16 protein-coding genes are annotated in these 16747 nt (G+C 72.4%); 10 read left to right on the forward strand and 6 right to left on the reverse strand.

The genetic code is table 11. The features are described 5' to 3' along the window. Nucleotides 1–103: 103 nt before the first annotated feature. A complete protein-coding gene (locus tag FGD68_RS08550; RefSeq protein WP_119372462.1) occupies nucleotides 104–1309 on the reverse strand; it encodes an aminotransferase class I/II-fold pyridoxal phosphate-dependent enzyme in 1206 nt (401 codons plus the stop codon). A 176-nt stretch (nucleotides 1310–1485) separates the two neighbouring features. Between FGD68_RS08550 and FGD68_RS08555 the strand changes: the two genes are divergently transcribed. The 7 genes from FGD68_RS08555 (at nucleotide 1486) to FGD68_RS08585 (ending at nucleotide 9025) form a co-directional block, all read left to right on the forward strand. Then, complete coding sequence (locus FGD68_RS08555) at nucleotides 1486–2043, forward strand: hypothetical protein (RefSeq protein WP_119372461.1); 558 nt, start codon at nucleotides 1486–1488, stop codon at nucleotides 2041–2043. A gap of 11 nt (nucleotides 2044–2054) precedes the next feature. Further along, nucleotides 2055–2939, forward strand: a complete 885-nt coding sequence (locus FGD68_RS08560; protein WP_237609360.1) for a hypothetical protein — start codon at nucleotides 2055–2057, stop codon at nucleotides 2937–2939. A 224-nt stretch (nucleotides 2940–3163) separates the two neighbouring features. Continuing rightward, nucleotides 3164–4726, forward strand: coding sequence for a S1C family serine protease (locus FGD68_RS08565; RefSeq protein WP_119372459.1), 1563 nt, complete (start codon nucleotides 3164–3166; stop codon nucleotides 4724–4726). A 151-nt stretch (nucleotides 4727–4877) separates the two neighbouring features. Further along, nucleotides 4878–5951 (forward strand): glycosyltransferase family 2 protein, encoded by a 1074-nt coding sequence (locus FGD68_RS08570; RefSeq protein ID WP_119372458.1) that lies wholly within the window; start codon nucleotides 4878–4880, stop codon nucleotides 5949–5951. Next, nucleotides 5948–6769 carry a CDP-alcohol phosphatidyltransferase family protein gene (locus tag FGD68_RS08575; RefSeq protein WP_119372457.1) on the forward strand — a complete coding sequence of 274 codons (822 nt, stop codon included), beginning with the start codon at nucleotides 5948–5950 and terminating at the stop codon, nucleotides 6767–6769. The genes FGD68_RS08570 and FGD68_RS08575 overlap by 4 nt, the downstream gene beginning before the upstream one ends. Next, on the forward strand, nucleotides 6766–7641 hold the full coding sequence (locus tag FGD68_RS08580; RefSeq protein ID WP_119372456.1) for a glycosyltransferase family 2 protein: 876 nt from the start codon (nucleotides 6766–6768) through the stop codon (nucleotides 7639–7641). The genes FGD68_RS08575 and FGD68_RS08580 overlap by 4 nt, the downstream gene beginning before the upstream one ends. A gap of 97 nt (nucleotides 7642–7738) precedes the next feature. Beyond that, nucleotides 7739–9025, forward strand: a complete 1287-nt coding sequence (locus FGD68_RS08585) for a hypothetical protein (RefSeq protein ID WP_119372455.1) — start codon at nucleotides 7739–7741, stop codon at nucleotides 9023–9025. A 46-nt stretch (nucleotides 9026–9071) separates the two neighbouring features. Here FGD68_RS08585 and FGD68_RS08590 read toward each other — a convergent pair whose 3' ends face one another. Further along, nucleotides 9072–9821 (reverse strand): hypothetical protein, encoded by a 750-nt coding sequence (locus tag FGD68_RS08590; RefSeq protein ID WP_119372454.1) that lies wholly within the window; start codon nucleotides 9819–9821, stop codon nucleotides 9072–9074. Nucleotides 9822–9975: 154 nt separating this feature from the next. Here FGD68_RS08590 and FGD68_RS08595 point away from each other — a divergent pair, with 154 nt between their 5' ends. Then, nucleotides 9976–10299, forward strand: a complete 324-nt coding sequence (locus FGD68_RS08595; RefSeq protein WP_012299425.1) for a helix-turn-helix domain-containing protein — start codon at nucleotides 9976–9978, stop codon at nucleotides 10297–10299. Here the strand turns inward: FGD68_RS08595 and FGD68_RS08600 are convergent. From FGD68_RS08600 to FGD68_RS08615, 4 genes are all read right to left on the reverse strand, one after another. After that, nucleotides 10289–10600 (reverse strand): hypothetical protein, encoded by a 312-nt coding sequence (locus FGD68_RS08600; protein ID WP_104235480.1) that lies wholly within the window; start codon nucleotides 10598–10600, stop codon nucleotides 10289–10291. The two genes, FGD68_RS08595 and FGD68_RS08600, sit on opposite strands and share 11 nt — an antisense overlap. A gap of 84 nt (nucleotides 10601–10684) precedes the next feature. After that, nucleotides 10685–11464, reverse strand: a complete 780-nt coding sequence (locus FGD68_RS08605; RefSeq protein WP_104235479.1) for an ABC transporter ATP-binding protein — start codon at nucleotides 11462–11464, stop codon at nucleotides 10685–10687. Next, a complete protein-coding gene (locus FGD68_RS08610) occupies nucleotides 11464–12264 on the reverse strand; it encodes an ABC transporter permease (protein ID WP_219818149.1) in 801 nt (266 codons plus the stop codon). The genes FGD68_RS08605 and FGD68_RS08610 overlap by 1 nt, the downstream gene beginning before the upstream one ends. A gap of 36 nt (nucleotides 12265–12300) precedes the next feature. Beyond that, a complete protein-coding gene (locus FGD68_RS08615; protein ID WP_012037974.1) occupies nucleotides 12301–12993 on the reverse strand; it encodes a phosphocholine cytidylyltransferase family protein in 693 nt (230 codons plus the stop codon). A gap of 292 nt (nucleotides 12994–13285) precedes the next feature. Between FGD68_RS08615 and FGD68_RS08620 the strand changes: the two genes are divergently transcribed. Together FGD68_RS08620 and FGD68_RS08625 are read left to right on the forward strand one after the other, a co-directional pair. Next, on the forward strand, nucleotides 13286–15163 hold the full coding sequence (locus tag FGD68_RS08620) for an ATP-binding cassette domain-containing protein (RefSeq protein WP_237609361.1): 1878 nt from the start codon (nucleotides 13286–13288) through the stop codon (nucleotides 15161–15163). Then, entirely contained in the window at nucleotides 15139–16710 is a 1572-nt protein-coding gene (locus FGD68_RS08625; protein ID WP_104235477.1) for an ABC transporter permease, read from the forward strand. Before FGD68_RS08620 ends, FGD68_RS08625 begins: the two co-directional genes overlap by 25 nt. Nucleotides 16711–16747: the final 37 nt, after the last annotated feature.

Genomic DNA, 16747 nt, shown 5'->3' on the forward strand with positions numbered 1-16747 from the left:
CGGGCCCAGCGCCCGCGGAAGCAACGTTAGGGGCGGGGCCGTCGGGGCGGCGTCCCCCCTCCGGCCCCCGTCTCGCGCAGGAGGCTGGTACCAGGGTGCCGGCTCAGGCGGTCCCTGCCGCTAGCGCGCCGAGCCGCCTCGCCGCCTCCTCGAGGACGTCGATCCGCTTGCAGAAGGCGAACCGCACGAGGGACGCGTGCTCCGCGGCGAGCGGCGCATGGCAGAAGGCGGACAGCGGCACGCCGACGACGCCGGCCAGCTGCGGGAGGCGCAGGCACAGCTCGCGGGCGTCGGGGAAGCCGAGCGGGGCCGCGTCCGCGACGATGAAGTACCCGGCGGCGGGCAGGTGGATCCGGAAGCCCGCCGCGGTCAGGCCCGCCGCGAGGACGTCGCGCTTCCACCCGAGGTCGTCCGCGATCTCCTCGTACACCGCGTCGGGCAGCGCGAGGCCGGTCGCGATGGCGGGCTGGAACGGCGCCCCGTTCACGAAGGTCAGGAACTGCTTCACCGCGAGGATCGCCGACACGAGCGGGGCGGGCGCGGTCAGCCAGCCGACCTTCCACCCCGTGGTGCGGAACGTCTTGCCGCCCGAGGAGATCGTCACCGTGCGCTCGCGCGCCCCGGGCAGCGTCGCGACGGGCACGTGGGGTGCGTCGAAGACGAGGTGCTCGTAGACCTCGTCCGTGACGATCACCGCGTCGTGCGCGACGGCGAGCTCGACCACGAGCTCCCGCACCTCGCGGCTGAGCACCGTGCCGGTGGGGTTGTGCGGGTCGTTGAGGAGGATCACGCGGGTGCGGTCGGTGATGACCCGGCGGAGGTCGTCGAGCTGGGGCTGGAAGTCGGGGGCGCGCAGCGGCACGGTCCGGTGGATCCCGCGGGCCAGCGAGATGAGCGCCCCGTACGCGTCGTAGAACGGCTCGAGCGTCACGACCTCGTCGCCCTCCTCGACCAGCGCGAGCAACGTGGCGGAGAGGGCCTCGGTCGCGCCGGCGGTGACGAGGACCTCCGTATCCGGATCCACGGCGAGACCGTAGAAGCGCGCCTGGTGCGCAGCGATCGCCGACCGCAGCTCCGGCGTGCCGCGCCCCGGCGGGTACTGGTTCATGCCGGCCGAGATCGCGGCACGGGCGGCCTCGAGCACCTCGCGGGGCCCGTCCTCGTCGGGGAACCCCTGACCGAGGTTGATCGCGCCGGTCGCCGCGGCCAGCGCGCTCATCTCCGCGAACACGGTGGTGCCCGGCATCCCGTCCGGCGTCAGCAGCATCGCCCCACGGGCCGCGCGCACCCACGCGCCGGGAATCGTCATGGGCCCATCATCCCGCGCGCTCGTCCTCCACAGGCGGCAGCGCCGTACGCGCCCGGCATGGTGTGGAGCGACCACGTCCGCCTTCCGCGACCCCCGCTACCTTTCCTGGACCCGCGACGCACGGCGCACGAGCGCCTGCTCCCGCGCGGGATCCGCACCGCCCAGGGGAGACGAACGTGAACGACCGACCGCGCATCCCGCTGCGACGAGGGGGAGCGGTCGCCGTCTCGGTGGCCGTCCTCGCCACCTTCCACTTGCTCACCGGATGCGCCCCCTCCTCGCCCCCAGCACCCACGCCCGCCCCGACCCCGTCCCTCACGCAGGAGCAGCAGGACGAGGGCACGTTCCAAGATCTGTTCACGCGCTTCGTCGGGATCGATCTCAGTCGCGAGACCGAGGGCGATTTGACCCCGTTGCTCACGGGGTCGGCGCTTCAAGGAGAACTCGACTCGCTCAAGTACAGCGCGGACAACCATCAGAAGGTCATCGGCAAGGCGACGGCCAGAGGCTTCCGAGTCACGGATCGAGGGGCAGACACAGAGGGGTCGGAGTACATGACTGCACAGGCCTGCCTCGACATCAGCGGGACGAGGACAGTGGATGAACAGGGCAATGATGTGACGCCGCAACGTGATGCTGCCGTGGCTCTCCAGATGAAGGCAGTCAAGATCGCCGACGGTTCGTGGCGCATCAGTGACTCGGTCCGCAACGAGGACACCCGCGCATGTGGGTGAGATGCGCACTCGTGGTGATCGTCGCGTCGGTGGTCACCGTTCTCGACCCGGCGTCGGTGAGCCAAGCGGCGGAGGGGTACTGCGGCATCGGATACGCGCGCTCGCCGAGCTGCTCATCCGGCGCCGTCGGCAACGGCGAGGTGCAAATCCGCGCGGAGACGACCACGGAAGGCCAGGCCTCGCCCGGCACCCCAAATCACTCTGAACTGCCCGCGATCACCGTCGTGAGTCCGCAGGCGCCGTCTCCGGTGCCGCGGGGGCGGATGGCGGCGGATGTGGATGTGCCGTGCGCTCCGAGTGCGCGTCTGTCGGGTGGATCTCTCTGTTCGGATGGGCAGCATGCGTTCCTGCCGCCGGCGAAGGCGCCGACCAAGCCGGCGGATCCGGCCCCGCCCGCGCCGGCGGCTCCGGGGGTGTCGTTGGCGGATGTGGCGCAGTTCGTGCCGCGGGATGCGTCGATCCGGTCGCAGCCGAACGGGTGGGCGATCGTGGGGGCGCCGGTGAACCTGTTCACCGACGCGATGCCGCAGGTGGTCGACGGCCAGTTGCTGGGTCGTCCGGCGCAGGTGCGGTTCGTGCCGGTGTCGTTCGTGTGGGATCACGGCGACGGGACCAGTACGACGGTGGTGGGGCCCGGTGCGTCGTGGAAGGCGTTGGGGCAGCAGGACTTCACGCCGACGGACACGAGTCACGTGTACGAGTCCATCGGTGCCCGGCAGGTGTCGTTGACGATCGCGTATTCGCCCGCCTACCGGTTCGACGGGGGTGGCTGGCAGCAGATCCCGGGGACGTTGCCGGTGCAGGTCGGGCCGGTGACGATCCGTGTCCTGCAGGGGTCGACGGTGCTGGTGGGTGGTGCGTGCGGGGAGCGGGACGCCGGACCCGGATGCCCGTGAGCTGCATCGGACCGCGCGCGGGATCTGGGGCGGCGAGTCCCACGGCGTGACCGGCGGCAGGAACACCGTCGCCGCGTACGCTCGAACCAGCTCGTGAGCTGAGCGTGTCCGGTCCCGAGCCGCCCGTGCCTGCCGAGGTCCGGCGAAGGTGCCCTGTCAGGGCGACCATAGGGAACGCCCAGACTCGCCCTGAATGCTGGCACGACCTGAGAGGAGCACCACCGATGACCGACAGAAGCCACGGCGACGACGAGCACGAGGGCGGCCGCGAGGCAGCCGGCCGAGCCGAGGGCTCCTCGACGGGTGCGACGTCGTCCGATGCCCCTCAGTCGCGCGACGAAGGATCGGCCTGGCCGGCGCCCGCCGGCCCCGCGGCCGCGTCCCATCCCGCGCCGACCGCGCCGACCGCGCCGACCACGTCGGATCAGCAGGACACCCTCGCCTACGGAACGGCAGCATCGACCGACCACGCGGCGCCCGCGCCTCTCGGTGGCGCTGCGGCGGCGGGATCCGAGCAGGTCGGCGACACCACGACCGCTCCTCCCAAGAAGAAGCCGAACAAGGCACTGCCCCTCGTCGCCATGCTGGCCGTCGGGGCACTCATCGGCGGTGCCGCAGGCGGTCTCACCACCTGGGCCATCGCACACGACGACGTCTCGACCCAGTCGGTCAGCCAGTCGCCCGCGAACATCACGGTCAACGACCCGGACAACGCGACGCCCATCACGGCCGTCGCCGCCAAGGTGTCCGGCTCGGTCGTCACCATCGAGGTGGCCGGTGCGCAGGCCGGCGGCACGGGCTCGGGGGTGGTGCTCTCCAGCGACGGCTACATCCTCACCAACACCCACGTGGTGACGCTCGACGGCCAGACCGGCGACGCCACCATCCAGGTGAAGACCGCGGACGGGGCCCTCTACACGGCGAAGCTCGTCGGCACGGATCCCGTCGTCGACCTCGCCGTCATCAAGCTCGACAACGCGAGCGGTCTCACGCCCATCGAGTTCGCCGACTCGTCGAAGCTCAACGTCGGCGACACCGCCATCGCCATCGGTGCCCCTCTGGGGCTCTCCGGCACCGTCACCGACGGCATCGTCAGCGCCCTCGACCGGAGCATCCAGGTCGCGTCATCGGCGGCCCCGGCGACACCGGGCGACGGCAGCCAGAGCGACGAGACGCCGTTCAACTTCTGGCCCTTCGGAAACGAGGGCCAGGGTGGCCAGGGCGGTTCCGGCGGCGAGGGTGGCCAGGGCGGTTCCGGTGCTCAGGGCCAGGCCTCGGCGAACATCAACCTCGCGGTGATCCAGACCGACGCGGCCATCAACCCCGGCAACTCGGGCGGTGCGCTCCTCGACGGCGACGGCAAGCTCATCGGCGTCAACGTCGCCATCGCGAACGCGGGCGGCACCAGCTCCACCGCCGGCAGCATCGGCGTCGGCTTCGCCATCCCGTCGAACCTCGCGAAGCGCGTCGGTCAGGAGATCATCCAGAACGGCAAGGCGTCCCACGGTCTCCTCGGGGCGAGCGTCCGCGACGTCGCCAGCGGCGACTCGACCACCCCGGTCGGCGGCGCCTTCATCGCCGAGGTCCAGAGCGGTGGCGCGGCGGCTTCTGCGGGGCTGAAGCAGGGGGACATCGTGACCGCCATCGGCAGCATCCCGATCAGCAAGGCCAGCGACCTCACGGCTCAGGTGCGAGCCCTCGCCGGCGGCAGCGCCGCGGAGCTCACCGTCATCCGCGGTGGGCAGAAGCAGAAGGTGGACGTCACGCTCGGCACGCTGGAGCAGTAGCGAGGGGCGTCACAAGGGGCGGATCGGCTGGCGCCGGTCCGCCCCTCGTCGTCCTCGACCGGCGGGCGGCCGCCGGGGAGGCTGGTAAACTCCTGCGAGGCTCGGCCCCCCCACAGGCCCCGGCCGCACCTCCCTCAAGAGATCGGCTCAGATGGCGCACCACCCGCGACGAGATCCCGTCGCCGGCAGCCCCGGCGATCTCCCCGCCGTCTCGTACGTCATGCCGATCCTCAACGAGGCGGCCCATGTCCGCGCCGCCGTCGACAGCATGATGCGGCAAGACTACGCCGGCGACTTCGAGGTCGTCCTGGCCCTCGGTCCGAGCACAGACGGCACCACCGAGGTCGTCCGCGAGATGGCCCGGGCCGATCCGCGGATCACGAGCGTCGACAACCCCACGGGTTCCACGCCCGGCGGCCTCAATGCGGCCATCCGCGCCACGCGCCACCCCATCGTGATCCGCGTCGACGCTCACTCGCTCCTGCCGCGCGACTACACGCGCATCGCCGTCGAGACCCTGCAGGCGACCGGCGCCGACAACGTCGGCGGTCTCATGTCGGCCGAGGGGCGCACGCCGTTCGAGAAGGCCGTCGCCCGCGCGTACGGCGCCCGGGTCGGGCTCGGCGGCACCGCGCATCACGTGGGCGGCAAGGAGGGGCCGGCGGAGACCGCATACCTCGGCGCCTTCCGTCGCGAGCGTCTCGTGGAGGTAGGGCTCTTCGACGAGGGCGTGCGACGCGGCCAGGACTGGGAGCTCAACCGGCGGCTCCGCCAGAGCGGCGGACTCGTGTGGTTCACGCCGAGGATGAAGGTCACCTACCGTCCGCGCTCCACGTTCCGCTCGCTCATCCGCCAGTTCTTCGCCACCGGCCTGTGGCGCGGGGAGCTCGCGCGGCGCTACACGCGGCAGAACTCCGTGCGGTACTTCGTGCCCCCGGTCGCGGTCGCCGGAGTGGCCGCGGGGCTCCTCGTCGGCACCGCGGGCCTCGTCGGCGCGGCGCTGGGGATGCCTGGCCTGCGCCGGCTCGTCGGCGCCTTCGTCGTGCCCGGCGTCTACGCCGGCTTCGTGCTGGTGAGCGCGGTCTCGGTCGCCTCGCGGGACGGCGCCGCGACGATGCTGCGCTTCGCGGCGGTCCTCCCGTCCATCCACTTCAGCTGGGGCACCGGGTTCGTGCTCGGCTTCCTCGAGCTCACCGACGACCTCGACGGGCACACCGGCCGATGAGCGCCTCTCACGGCACCGGCGAGCGCGGCCTGCCCACCTCCATCGCCGAGCTCCGCCGCGTGACGCAGCCGCCCGAGGTGCGACTCCGCGCGAACGCCGAGCACTGGACGGCGCACCTGTACCTGCGCGACCTCTCGCCGTACCTGACATGGTTGCTGCTGCGGACGAGGATCAGCGCGAACGGGGTCACCGTCGTCATGATCCTCACGGGGTGGGCGGCCGCCGCCGCGCTCCTCATCCCCGGCATCGCGGGGGCCGCCCTCGCGCTGGTCCTCGGCCAGCTGCAGATGCTGGTGGACTGCTGCGACGGCGAGGTGGCGCGCTGGCGGCGCACGTCGTCGCCGGTCGGCCACTTCCTCGACGCCGTCGGGCACTACTCCACCGAGACGCTGATCGCGCTCGCCCTCGGGATACGCGCCGCCGCCTACCCCTTCGAGGCGCCGGTCGATCTGCCGTGGACGACCCTCGCGTTCGCCCTGGCGCTCGTGATCGTGCTGAACAAGGCGCTGAACGACATGGTCCGCGTCGCGCGGGCGTCGGCCGACCTGCCCAAGGCTCCTGTCGGCGCCGGCACGGTCGCGTCACAGCACTCCCTGATCGCCACGGCTCGCCGTGTCGTGCGGTTCCTGCCGTTCCACCGGATGTTCCACTCGGTGGAGCTCACCATCGTGACCTTCGTCGTCGCGGTGATCGGCCTCGTCGCGGGTCAGCCGGAGACCGACCGGGTGTACCTCGTCGTCCTGGTGCCGCTCGCGGTGCTGGCGCTCGTCGGGCACTTCGTCATGATCGTCACCTCGCGTCGGCTGACGTCCGCGTGACGGTCGCCGTCCCGCGCGTCGGCGTCGTCGTCCTCAGCCAGGGGCGGCGGCCGGAGGGGCTGGCGGCGTCGCTCGCCTCGGTGCTGCGGCAGCAGGGCGTCGCGCTCGACGTCGTCGTGGTGGGCAACGGCTGGGATCCCGTGGGCCTGCCCGACGGCGTGCGGGGCCTGCACCTGCCCGAGAACCTGGGCATCCCCGCAGGGCGCAACGCCGGGGTCCCGCTCGTCGCCGGCGAGACGCTGTTCTTCCTCGACGACGACGAGACCGTGCCGAGCGCGGCGTTCCTCGCGGACTCCCTCGAGCTGATGCGGACGACGGGTGACATCGCGCTCATCCAGCCGCGGATCATCGACCCGACCGGTGCCGCCACGCCCCGCCGCTGGATCCCGCGCATCCGCAAGGGCGATCCCGCGAGCTCGAGCGCGGTCATGTCCGTGCTGGAGGGCGCCGTCGTCGTCCGCCGCGACGCGTTCGAGGCCGCTGGCGGCTGGGCGGGGGAGTTCTTCTACGCCCACGAGGGGATCGAGCTCGCATGGCGGATCTGGGATCAGGGGCTCCGCGCCTGGTACGCGGGCGCCCTCGTCGCCCATCACCCCGCCGTCGCCCCCACCCGGCATGCGGAGTACCACCGCCTGAACGCGCGCAACCGGGTCTGGCTCGCGCGACGCAACCTGCCGCTGCCGCTCGTGCCCGTGTACGTCGGGTCGTGGACGGCGGTGCAGCTGATCCGCAGCGTGCGCAACCGGGACGGCCTCGGCACCTGGCTGCGCGGCTGGCGCGAGGGGTGGACGACGTCGCCCGGGCCGCGTCGTCCGATGTCGTGGAGGACCGTCGTCCGCATGACGCGCGCGGGCAGGCCGCCCGTCATCTGATCGTGATCCGACCCCGCTCGGTCACGATCGCACACCGTTCCGCGCCCCCGGCCGGGGCGCGTCCGGAGGCACCCGGAGCGCTGGCTACGGTGGACGCATGGGTCTCCTGAACGACGCTCGCCTCGGCGTGCGCGCTGTCCGCTCGCTGGTCCAGCAGCGCAGTGCGCGCGGGACCCTCCAGCGCAAGCTCGCGCTCCGTGCCCCCTCGCCCCGAGGCGAGTACCGCGTCGCCGTGTACTTCGCCGACTCGGCCGTGAACATGTACCAGATCCGCCAGTGGTACCGGCCGCTCGTGGAGCTGGCCCGCACGCATCCGGTCGTCATCCTGAGCCGCCACCCGAGCGGGGCGAACGCGCTCCTCGACGAGAGCCCCCTCCCGGTGGAGTACGTGCGCCGCGTCGCGGACCTCGAGCGGGTCATCGCGGAGCAGGACATCCGCGTCGTCCTCTACGTCAACCAGAACACCCGGAACTTCCAGATGATGCGGTACGGACGCCGCTGGCATGTCTTCGTCAACCATGGCGAGTCCGACAAGATGTACATGACCACCAACCAGTTCAAGGCGTACGACTACAGCCTCATCGCGGGCGACGCCGCCCGCGCCCGGCTCGGCAAGGTCCTCTGGGACTACGACCTCGACCGCCGCGCGATCCCCATCGGCCGTCCGCAGGCGGATCACTACGCCGGTGAGCTGCCCTACGCGCCCGACGACCGCACGGTCGTGCTCTACGCGCCCACGTGGGAGGGGGACCGCGCCGCCGCCGCGTACGGATCCCTCGCGTCCCATGGCGTGCCGCTGGTGCGTGACCTCATCGCGACCGGGCGGCATAGGGTGGTCTACCGGCCGCACCCGCGGTCGGGTGTCGTCGATCCCGGATACGCGCGCGCGAACCGGGAGATCGCCGCGATGCTCGAGCGGGCGAACGCGCAGGATCCCTCGGCGCAGCACGTCGTCGACCGCTCGCGCGAGCTCGCCTGGCAGCTGTCCGCCGCCGACCTCGCCATCGTCGACATCTCCGCGATGGTCTACGACCGCCTCGCGGCGGGACGCCCGCTGATGGTGACGCGGCCGGTCCGGCCGGAGGCCCAGATCGACACCGACGGCTACCTCTCCGACTGCGAGTGGCTGACGGCGGATGACGCGTGCGACATCGTCACCCGGCTGGACGCGCTGCAGCACGACGCGGCCGCGGATCGCCGGCTCGCAGCGTGGGTCCGCCACTACTTCGGCGACACCTCTCCCGGCGCGGCGACCGCGCGCTTCCACGGGGCGATCGACCACCTCATGGGGGAGTGGGAGCGGCACGCGGCTCTGCACGCCCGGGACGGCGGCGACGGCCCGCCGTCCGACGACCAGGTCGACGACGAGGACGAGGACGCCTGAGGCTCGGCGGGATCGAGCGACGAGGCCCACCTGCCTGCGGGCTGCGTCAGCCCTTCGCGGCCTTCTTCTCGGCGACGCGGATCACGCGCGGCTTCTTCTCCGGCACCGCCAGCTCCTCGGGGAATCCGGCCGGAGCGGGGCCGAAGGCCTGACGGGAGCTCGCGACGATCTTCCCGCCCAGCATCCGGTTGCCGGCGCCGCCGACGACCGCCCCGATGCCGAACGGCACCGCCCGGCCGATGGCGCTCGCGCTCTGGTTCACCACGAATCGCTTGATGAAGGCGCGCTTGATGCGGTCCGCGATGGGTCCGATCGCGAACGAGGGCAGGCCAGAGGTGATGGCGCGGCCCCAGTTGGCGTTCCGGTCGACGGGCTGGCCGGAGAACTGGCCCGTGAACTGCTGGATGACCTGCGCACCCGGAGCGCCGAGCATCATCGTCATGACGAGGGCCCTGGCACGGGCCGGGTCCTCGACGGTGATGCCGTGCACCTCGGTGATCGACTGCGCGAACAGGGCGCTCGCCTCGAGGAAGCCGGCCGTCTCCACGCCCGTGAGCGCGAGGGACACGCCGGTGCCGACGCCGGGGATCACGGCGCTCGCCCCCACGGCGGCACCGCCCGCGGTGACGGCGGCGAGGAAGCGCTTCTCCAGGATCGCGATGATGCGGTCGGGTGAGGCGTCGGGGTGGCGGGCGCGGATCGAGCGGATGTGGGCGAGCACGACGGGGCGCTGCACGGACAGGAGACGATCGATGCCGGTTGCCACGGTCGGGTCGAGCTCGGAGGCGTCCTTCATGCTGCGAGCCTACGCGCGGCACCTGTGCCGTTCGTCCCCTCGTCGTCCACCGGATGGAGGCGCGCCTGACCCGCCTATCCGCGGAGGCACAGGCACAAGCGCATGGGGCGTCGCCGCTCTGGTCATTCCTCCATGTGACGGATAAGCATGTGCCATGGTCACCACCGTCTCCGACGCCGCCGCCGAGTTCGGCTCCCGCGTGCGCGAGCAGCGCCAGCGCATCGGCATCAGCCAGGAGACGCTCGCGGAGCTCTCCGGCATCCACTGGACGGCCCTCGGCAAGATCGAGCGCGGCCAACGCAACCCGAGCCTGCGCAACATCATCAAGATCGCGAGCGGGCTCGACGTGGATGCGGGGCTCCTCGTGACGGGCCTCACGGCCGACATGCTGCCGCAGGACGACGGCGACTCGCCCGCCGAGCTGATCCGTCTGGAGCGCGAGCGGGACCGACGCGGGACCACGCCCGTCAGAAGCTGACCCGCCACAGGTACTCGCCCCCGTCCGGTCGGAACCAGCGCACCACGAGGATCGTGTCGAGCGCCAGGTCGTCGCCGCGGATCGTGGTGGACAGGCGCTCTCCCGGCCGCACCGTGACGGGCGCGCGCGACAGCAGGGTGCCCGACCCGAGCAGGTGCAGCGAGATGGCGTGCAGCACCTCCTCACCGACGTTGACCAGCGCGAAGCGCGGCCGCTCGAGCGTGCGGTCGAAGTGCCAGGGCACGCGGTACGCGGGCTCGGGATCGGGGCGGATGGGCAGGGGCGGGACCGGTCGCAGCATGCGTGCACGGTAGGGGCGGCGTGCGACGTGCGGGGTCGCGGGCCTGTGGAAGGGCAGGGCTGGGGAGGAGGGGAGCGCCTCGGCCTATGCGCCGGTCGGAGCCGGCGGGTTGTGGTCGGCGTTGTAGGCGTCCATGACCTCGTCGATGGGGCCGTCGAGCACGAGGGCGCCCTTGTCGAGGTACAGCCCGCGCGTGCAGAAGCGGCGGAGGTCGCGCTCGTTGTGCGAGACGAAGAACAGCGTGCGTCCCTCCGCGAGCATCTCCTCGATGCGGTGGTAGCACTTCTCCCGGAACGCCCGGTCGCCCACGGCGAGGACCTCGTCGACCAGGAGCACCGGCTCGTCGAGCCGCGAGATCACGGCGAACGCGATGCGCACCTTCATGCCGCTCGAGAGGTGCTTGTAGGGGGTGTCGACGAAGTCCGGGATCTCGGCGAAGGCGATGATCTCGTCGAACCGCGCGTCGATCTCGGCCTTGGACATGCCGTGGAGACCCGCCGTGAGGTAGATGTTGTCGCGGACCGTCAGGTCGTTGACGAAGCCGCCCGTGATCTCGATCAGCGGTGCGACGCCGGCATGGACGCCGATCGACCCCTCGTCGGCGATGAGCACCTCGGCGACGAGCTTGAGGAGCGTCGACTTGCCCTGGCCGTTGCGGCCGACCACGCCGATGGCCTCGCCCTGCCGCACCTCGAAGGACACGTGGCGCAGAGCCCAGAACTCGCCCGGTCGCGCGCGCCGCGCCGATCCCGCGAAGAGGTCCTTGAAGCTGCGCCGGGCCTTCCGGTTGCGGCGGAAGCGGATGCCGGCGTCGTCGACCGAGAGCACGGTGCGCGGGTCCGGCGAGGGGAGCGATGCAGCCATCAGATCTCCTTCAGGACGGCGGGCAGGGAGCGGCGGAAGACCAGCGCGCCCACCGCGACCAGGCCGACGGAGATCGCCGCGCTGACCCCGACCGCGTACCAGTCGAGCTCGGAGGGGAAGAACGCCGCGCGGTAGAGGCCGAAGACGCCGGTGAGGGGATTGAGCGCGGCCCAGGGATGCAGCTCGGCGGGCAGGTCGCTGGACGAGTAGACGATGGGCGAGGCGTAGAACAGGAAGCGCAGCACGAGCTTCACGGCGCGCTCGAGGTCGCGGAAGAACACGACGAGGGGCGCGATGATCAGGCCGATGCCGAGGAGCAGCGCCGCCTGGATGAGCACGGCGAGCGGGAACAGCAGCACATGGACGTCGAGGCGCGCGCCCGCGACGATCGCGAACGCCGCCAGGACCGGGAGGCTCGCGACGAACTCGAAGCCCTTCGCGAGGACGAGCCGGAGCACCCAGATGCTGCGCGGGATGCGGGTCGAGCGCACGAGCTTCGCCTGGGAGCTGAATGCCCGCGTGAAGTCGCTCGTCGCCCCCGTGAACCACATCCACGGCAGGAGCGCCGCGAGGAGGAACACGATGTACGGCTCCTCGCCGACGTCGCGAGAGAACACGACCGTGAAGACGAACCAGTAGATGCCCGACATCACGAGCGGGTCGAGGATCGACCAGAACCAGCCGAGCGCGCTCGTCGAGTAGCGCACCTTGAGGTCACGCGTCGTCAGCAGCCAGAGCGACCTGCGGTAGCGGGCGGCGGGGGTGCGGGATGCGCGACCGGGGCTGGCGGCGTCGGGCACGGCGGGGATCCTCTGCGTCAGCATCCCCGAGGCGGTCTAGACGAAGAGGTTGGCCCTCTCGAGGTCCTCCGCGAAGTCGACCTCGACCGCGTACAGGTCGGAGATGTCTACCGGTTCGACGAGCAGGGAGTCCTGCTCGATCGCCAACTCTATTCCACGCTCGAAGTAGTCCTGGTCGGCGACCCGGGCCAGCTGGCGGATGAGGACGGGCTTGTCGGCCTTGGAGACGTAGTTGATGCCGACCGCCTCGCCGAGGCCGCCCTTGACCGTCTTCGACAGCTCGCGGATGAAGCCCTCGGGGCTGGTCGTGTACTTGACCTCCTCGTCGGACACGCGCGAGGTGTTGACGGTGACGAACGACTGGTCGCGCGCGATCATCGCGGCGGCGCGACGGAGGATCATCGGGTCGAAGACGACGTCGCCGTTCATCCAGAGGACGCCGCCGGGGCCCGAGGCGCGGAGCGCGCGGAGCAGGCTCTTGGACGTGTTCGTCTGGTCGTACTGCTCGTTGTAGATGTAGTCGGCGTCGGGGAACGCGTCGATGATGTGGTCGAGCTTGTAGCCCACGACGATGCTGACCTTGGCGTCGTCGCCGAGGCCGAAGCGGATGTTGTCGAACTGCTGGCCCATGATGGTGCGGCCGTCGCTCAGCTCGGTGAGGGGCTTGGGGAGGCTGCGTCCGAGACGGCTGCCCATGCCTGCCGCCAGGATGACTACCTGCGTGGTCATGTGTTCTCCGTTCGATGCGGGGTGCCGAGTCCGCTCGGCAGCCCTCGGACATCGAGGGTTCGCCGGGACTTCACCCGCGGGTTTCCTGTTCGACACGCCGTCATGCCGACTTCATCGTACGCCGCGGGCGGGGAAATAGGCGGGATCGGGGGCGGGGTCGTGTCCCTTTCGTGATGTGGATGCGCGTCCGCCGAGGACGCGTCTGGTGCGATCCGGGGCCGGGGCGGTCGCGCACGCGGACCTCCGAGGACGACGCACCGGGCACGGAGGACCACCTTGCTAACGTGGGGCTGTGACCGACGCCCCCGACGAGACGACCTCCCCTGACGCCACGTCCGACTCCTCCGCGGAGCCCCGGGATCACGCCGCCAGCGCCGCAGCCGTGCCGGCGGAGGAACCGACCGCGATGGCCGTCCCCGTCGAGGGATCGGCCGCCGTGCCGCGCCCGCCGCGCCCCGGACAGCGCGTCCCGCGCCGTGCCACCGCGCCCTCCCCGCGCACGGCGCCCGCCGTCGTCGTGACGCCCACGCCACCCCGGGTGAAGTCGAGCCCGGTCGTCGCGCCCACTTCGCGGCTGCCCGTCTCGGCGGACGACGCGGGGGAGACCCCGTCCGCGGCATCGCGCCCTGCGCGCGTCCGACGGCGCACCCGCGTCCAGCGAGCGGCCGGGAGCGCGGAGGCCGGCGTGGTCTCCGAGGACAGCGCGGCATCGGACGTGGACGAGGAGCGGACGGCGACCGGCACGTCCGCGGATTCGCCGACGACGCCCGTCGAGGTGCCGGATGCGGCGGACGCGCACGATGCGGGAGCCACGGCGCCGGAGCAGGACGGCCTGACGGAGCTCAGCAGCATGTTCTCGGATGCTGACCGCCAGCCCGCGGGCGATCCCGTCGTCCCCGTGCGGGAGGACGACGGCACTGCGCCAACCGACGCCGTCTCGGCGGCGGAAGCGTCGGAGGGACCCGGCCCGACCTCTGTGGACGCGGATCCGGGCGCCCCCGTGAGCGTGGAGGCGACGGATCCGGGCGATGCGGTCCCCGACGCCCCGGACGCGGCCGCCGAACGCGATGCGAGCGTCGAGCCCGAGCCCGAGCCCGAGCCCGAGCCGCTCGCGGATCACGAGACGGCGCTCGAGCCGACCGCAGAGGCCGAGGCAGCCGAGCCGTCCGAGCAGGTCGTTGAAGACGTGTCCGCGAACCCCGACGCCGACGCCGACCCCGACGCCGACGCCGACGCCGACGCCGCGCCGGGACACGTGCCGGATCCCGAGCCCGCGACGGCCCGCCCCGTGACCGTGCGCACGGACAGCCTCACCGCGCCCCGCTCCACCCGCCCTGGCCTCGCTGGAGTAGCGGAGACCGCCCTCACGCCGTCCGTGCGCGGCGATCGCGCGGCCGCTCCGGAGCTGGGGGACGACGTCCTCGTGATCGAGGGGCTCACCAAGCGCTTCGACGAGAAGGTCGCCGTCGACGACATCGCCCTCACCGTGCGCGCCGGCTCCTTCTACGGCATCGTCGGGCCGAACGGCGCGGGCAAGACCACGACCATGTCCATGGTCACGGGTCTCCTCCGACCCGACGCCGGCACCGTCACCGTCAACGGGATCGACGTCTGGCGCGAGCCGCTCACCGCGAAGCGGAGCATCGGCGTGCTGCCGGACCGCCTCCGCCTCTTCGACCGCCTCACCGGCGCGCAGCTCCTGCACTACTCGGGCGCCCTCCGAGGGCTCGACGACGCCGAGATCCGCAGCCGCTCGTCGGACCTCATCGCCGCCTTCGGGCTGGAGGACGCCGTCGGGCGGCTCGTCACCGACTACTCGGCGGGCATGACCAAGAAGGTCGCGCTCGCGTGCGCCATGATCCACTCGCCGCGCATGCTGGTCCTCGACGAGCCGTTCGAGTCGGTCGACCCGGTGTCGGCGGCCAACGTCGTCGAGATCCTGCAGGACTACGTGGCGCACGGCGGCACGGTGGTGCTGTCGAGCCACGGCATGGACTTCATCCAGCGCATCTGCGACCACGTGGCGATCATCGTCAACGGCCGGGTCCTCGCCGCGGGGACCATGGACGAGGTCCGCGCGGGCCGCTCGCTGGAGGAGCGCTTCGTGGCGCTGGCCGGCGGTCGACGCACGGCGGAGGGGTTCTCGTGGTTGCACTCGTTCTCCGACTGAGGCTCGCCCTCCTCGCCAACGCCTTCCGTCGCAGCCCCTGGCAGGTCCTCGGCCTCGTGGCGGCCGCCGTGTACGGGATCCTCGTCACGGTGCTCGCCGTCGGGGCGCTGGCCGGGCTCCGCGACGCCGACGTCGCCGCCGCGCGGGACGTCGTCGTGGCCGGTGGCGCGCTCGTCGTCCTGGGGTCGCTCGTCGTGCCGCTCGTGCTGGGGACGCAGGACGCCATGGATCCGCGCCGCTTCGCGCCCTACGGCATCGAGCCCCGGCGACTCGCCCTGGCCCTCGGCGTTGCCGCCGTCGTCAGCGTCCCGGGCGCGGTGCTCGTGGTCGTGGCACTGACCACCGTGGTCACATGGGCCCGCGATCCGCTCACCGCCCTCGTCGCGGTGATCGCCGCCTGTGCCGCCGTCGTCACATGCGTGCTCGTCGCCCGGATCAGCACCGTCCTCTCCTCCGTGCTGCTCAGCACGCGCCGGGCACGCGAGGCGACCGGGCTCGCGGCGGGTCTCGTGGCCGTGCTCCTCGTCCCCGCCGTGGTCGCGCTGGCCCAGGCCGACCTCCTCGACGACGGGCTCCGCCCCGCGCGCGGCGTGATCGGCGTCGTCGCCTGGACCCCGCTCGGCGCGGCCTGGGCGGCTCCCGCCGCGGCCGTCTCGGGCGACGCCGGGGGAGCCGCCGGCATGCTCCTGGTGGCCGTCGCCTCGGCGGCGCTGCTCGCGCTCCTCTGGGTCCGCATCGTGCCGTGGTCCCTCACCGCGCCGGACCGCGCGGGCGGCGGCCGCGCGCACACCGGCCTCGGCTGGTTCGGCCGCTTCGGGGCGTCGCCCACGGGCGCGGTCGCCGCGCGCAGCGTCACCTACTGGATCCGCGACCCGCGCTACCGCGCCACGCTCGTGCTGATCCCGGTGCTCCCGCTCGTGCTCCTCATCCCGCTCGTCATCGTCGACGTCGACGCGCACGTGCTCGCCCTGGTGCCGCTGCCGGTGATGGCGCTCTTCCTCGGCTGGAGCGTCCACAACGACACCGCGCACGACCACACCGCGGTGTGGCTGCACGTCGTGTCCGGCATCCGCGGCGTCGCGGACCGCGTCGGCCGCATCGTGCCCGTCCTCGCCATCGGCATCCCTCTCGTCGCGCTCGGCGCGCCGCTCAGCGCGCTCGGCTTCGGCGACCCGTCCGTCCTGCCCTCCGTCATCGGGGTCAGCGGCGGCGTCCTGCTCGGCGGAGTCGGGCTGGCCTCGCTCTTCTCCGCGCGATTCCCGTATCCGGCATCGCGTCCCGGCGACAGCCCCTTCCACGCGCCGCAGAGCGTGAGCGCAGGGGGATCCACCGTGCCCACCCTCACGTTCCTCGCCACCGTGGTCCTCGCGCTGCCGTCCGTGTGGCTCGGCTGGCTGGGGCTCGTGCACGGCGGCGCGTACCCGACGTGGTCGCTCGTCGTGGGGCTGGGCATCGGCATCGTGACCCTCGTCGTCGGCGTGGCCAGCGGAGGCCGCGTCTTCGAGCGGCGCGGACCCGAGCTCCTGGCCTTCGCGCAGCGCCACTAGGCGACCCGCGCCGCCGGTCCCGGGGCGACGGAAAAGT

This window comes from Clavibacter californiensis (assembly GCF_021952865.1).
Taxonomy (GTDB): domain Bacteria; phylum Actinomycetota; class Actinomycetes; order Actinomycetales; family Microbacteriaceae; genus Clavibacter; species Clavibacter californiensis.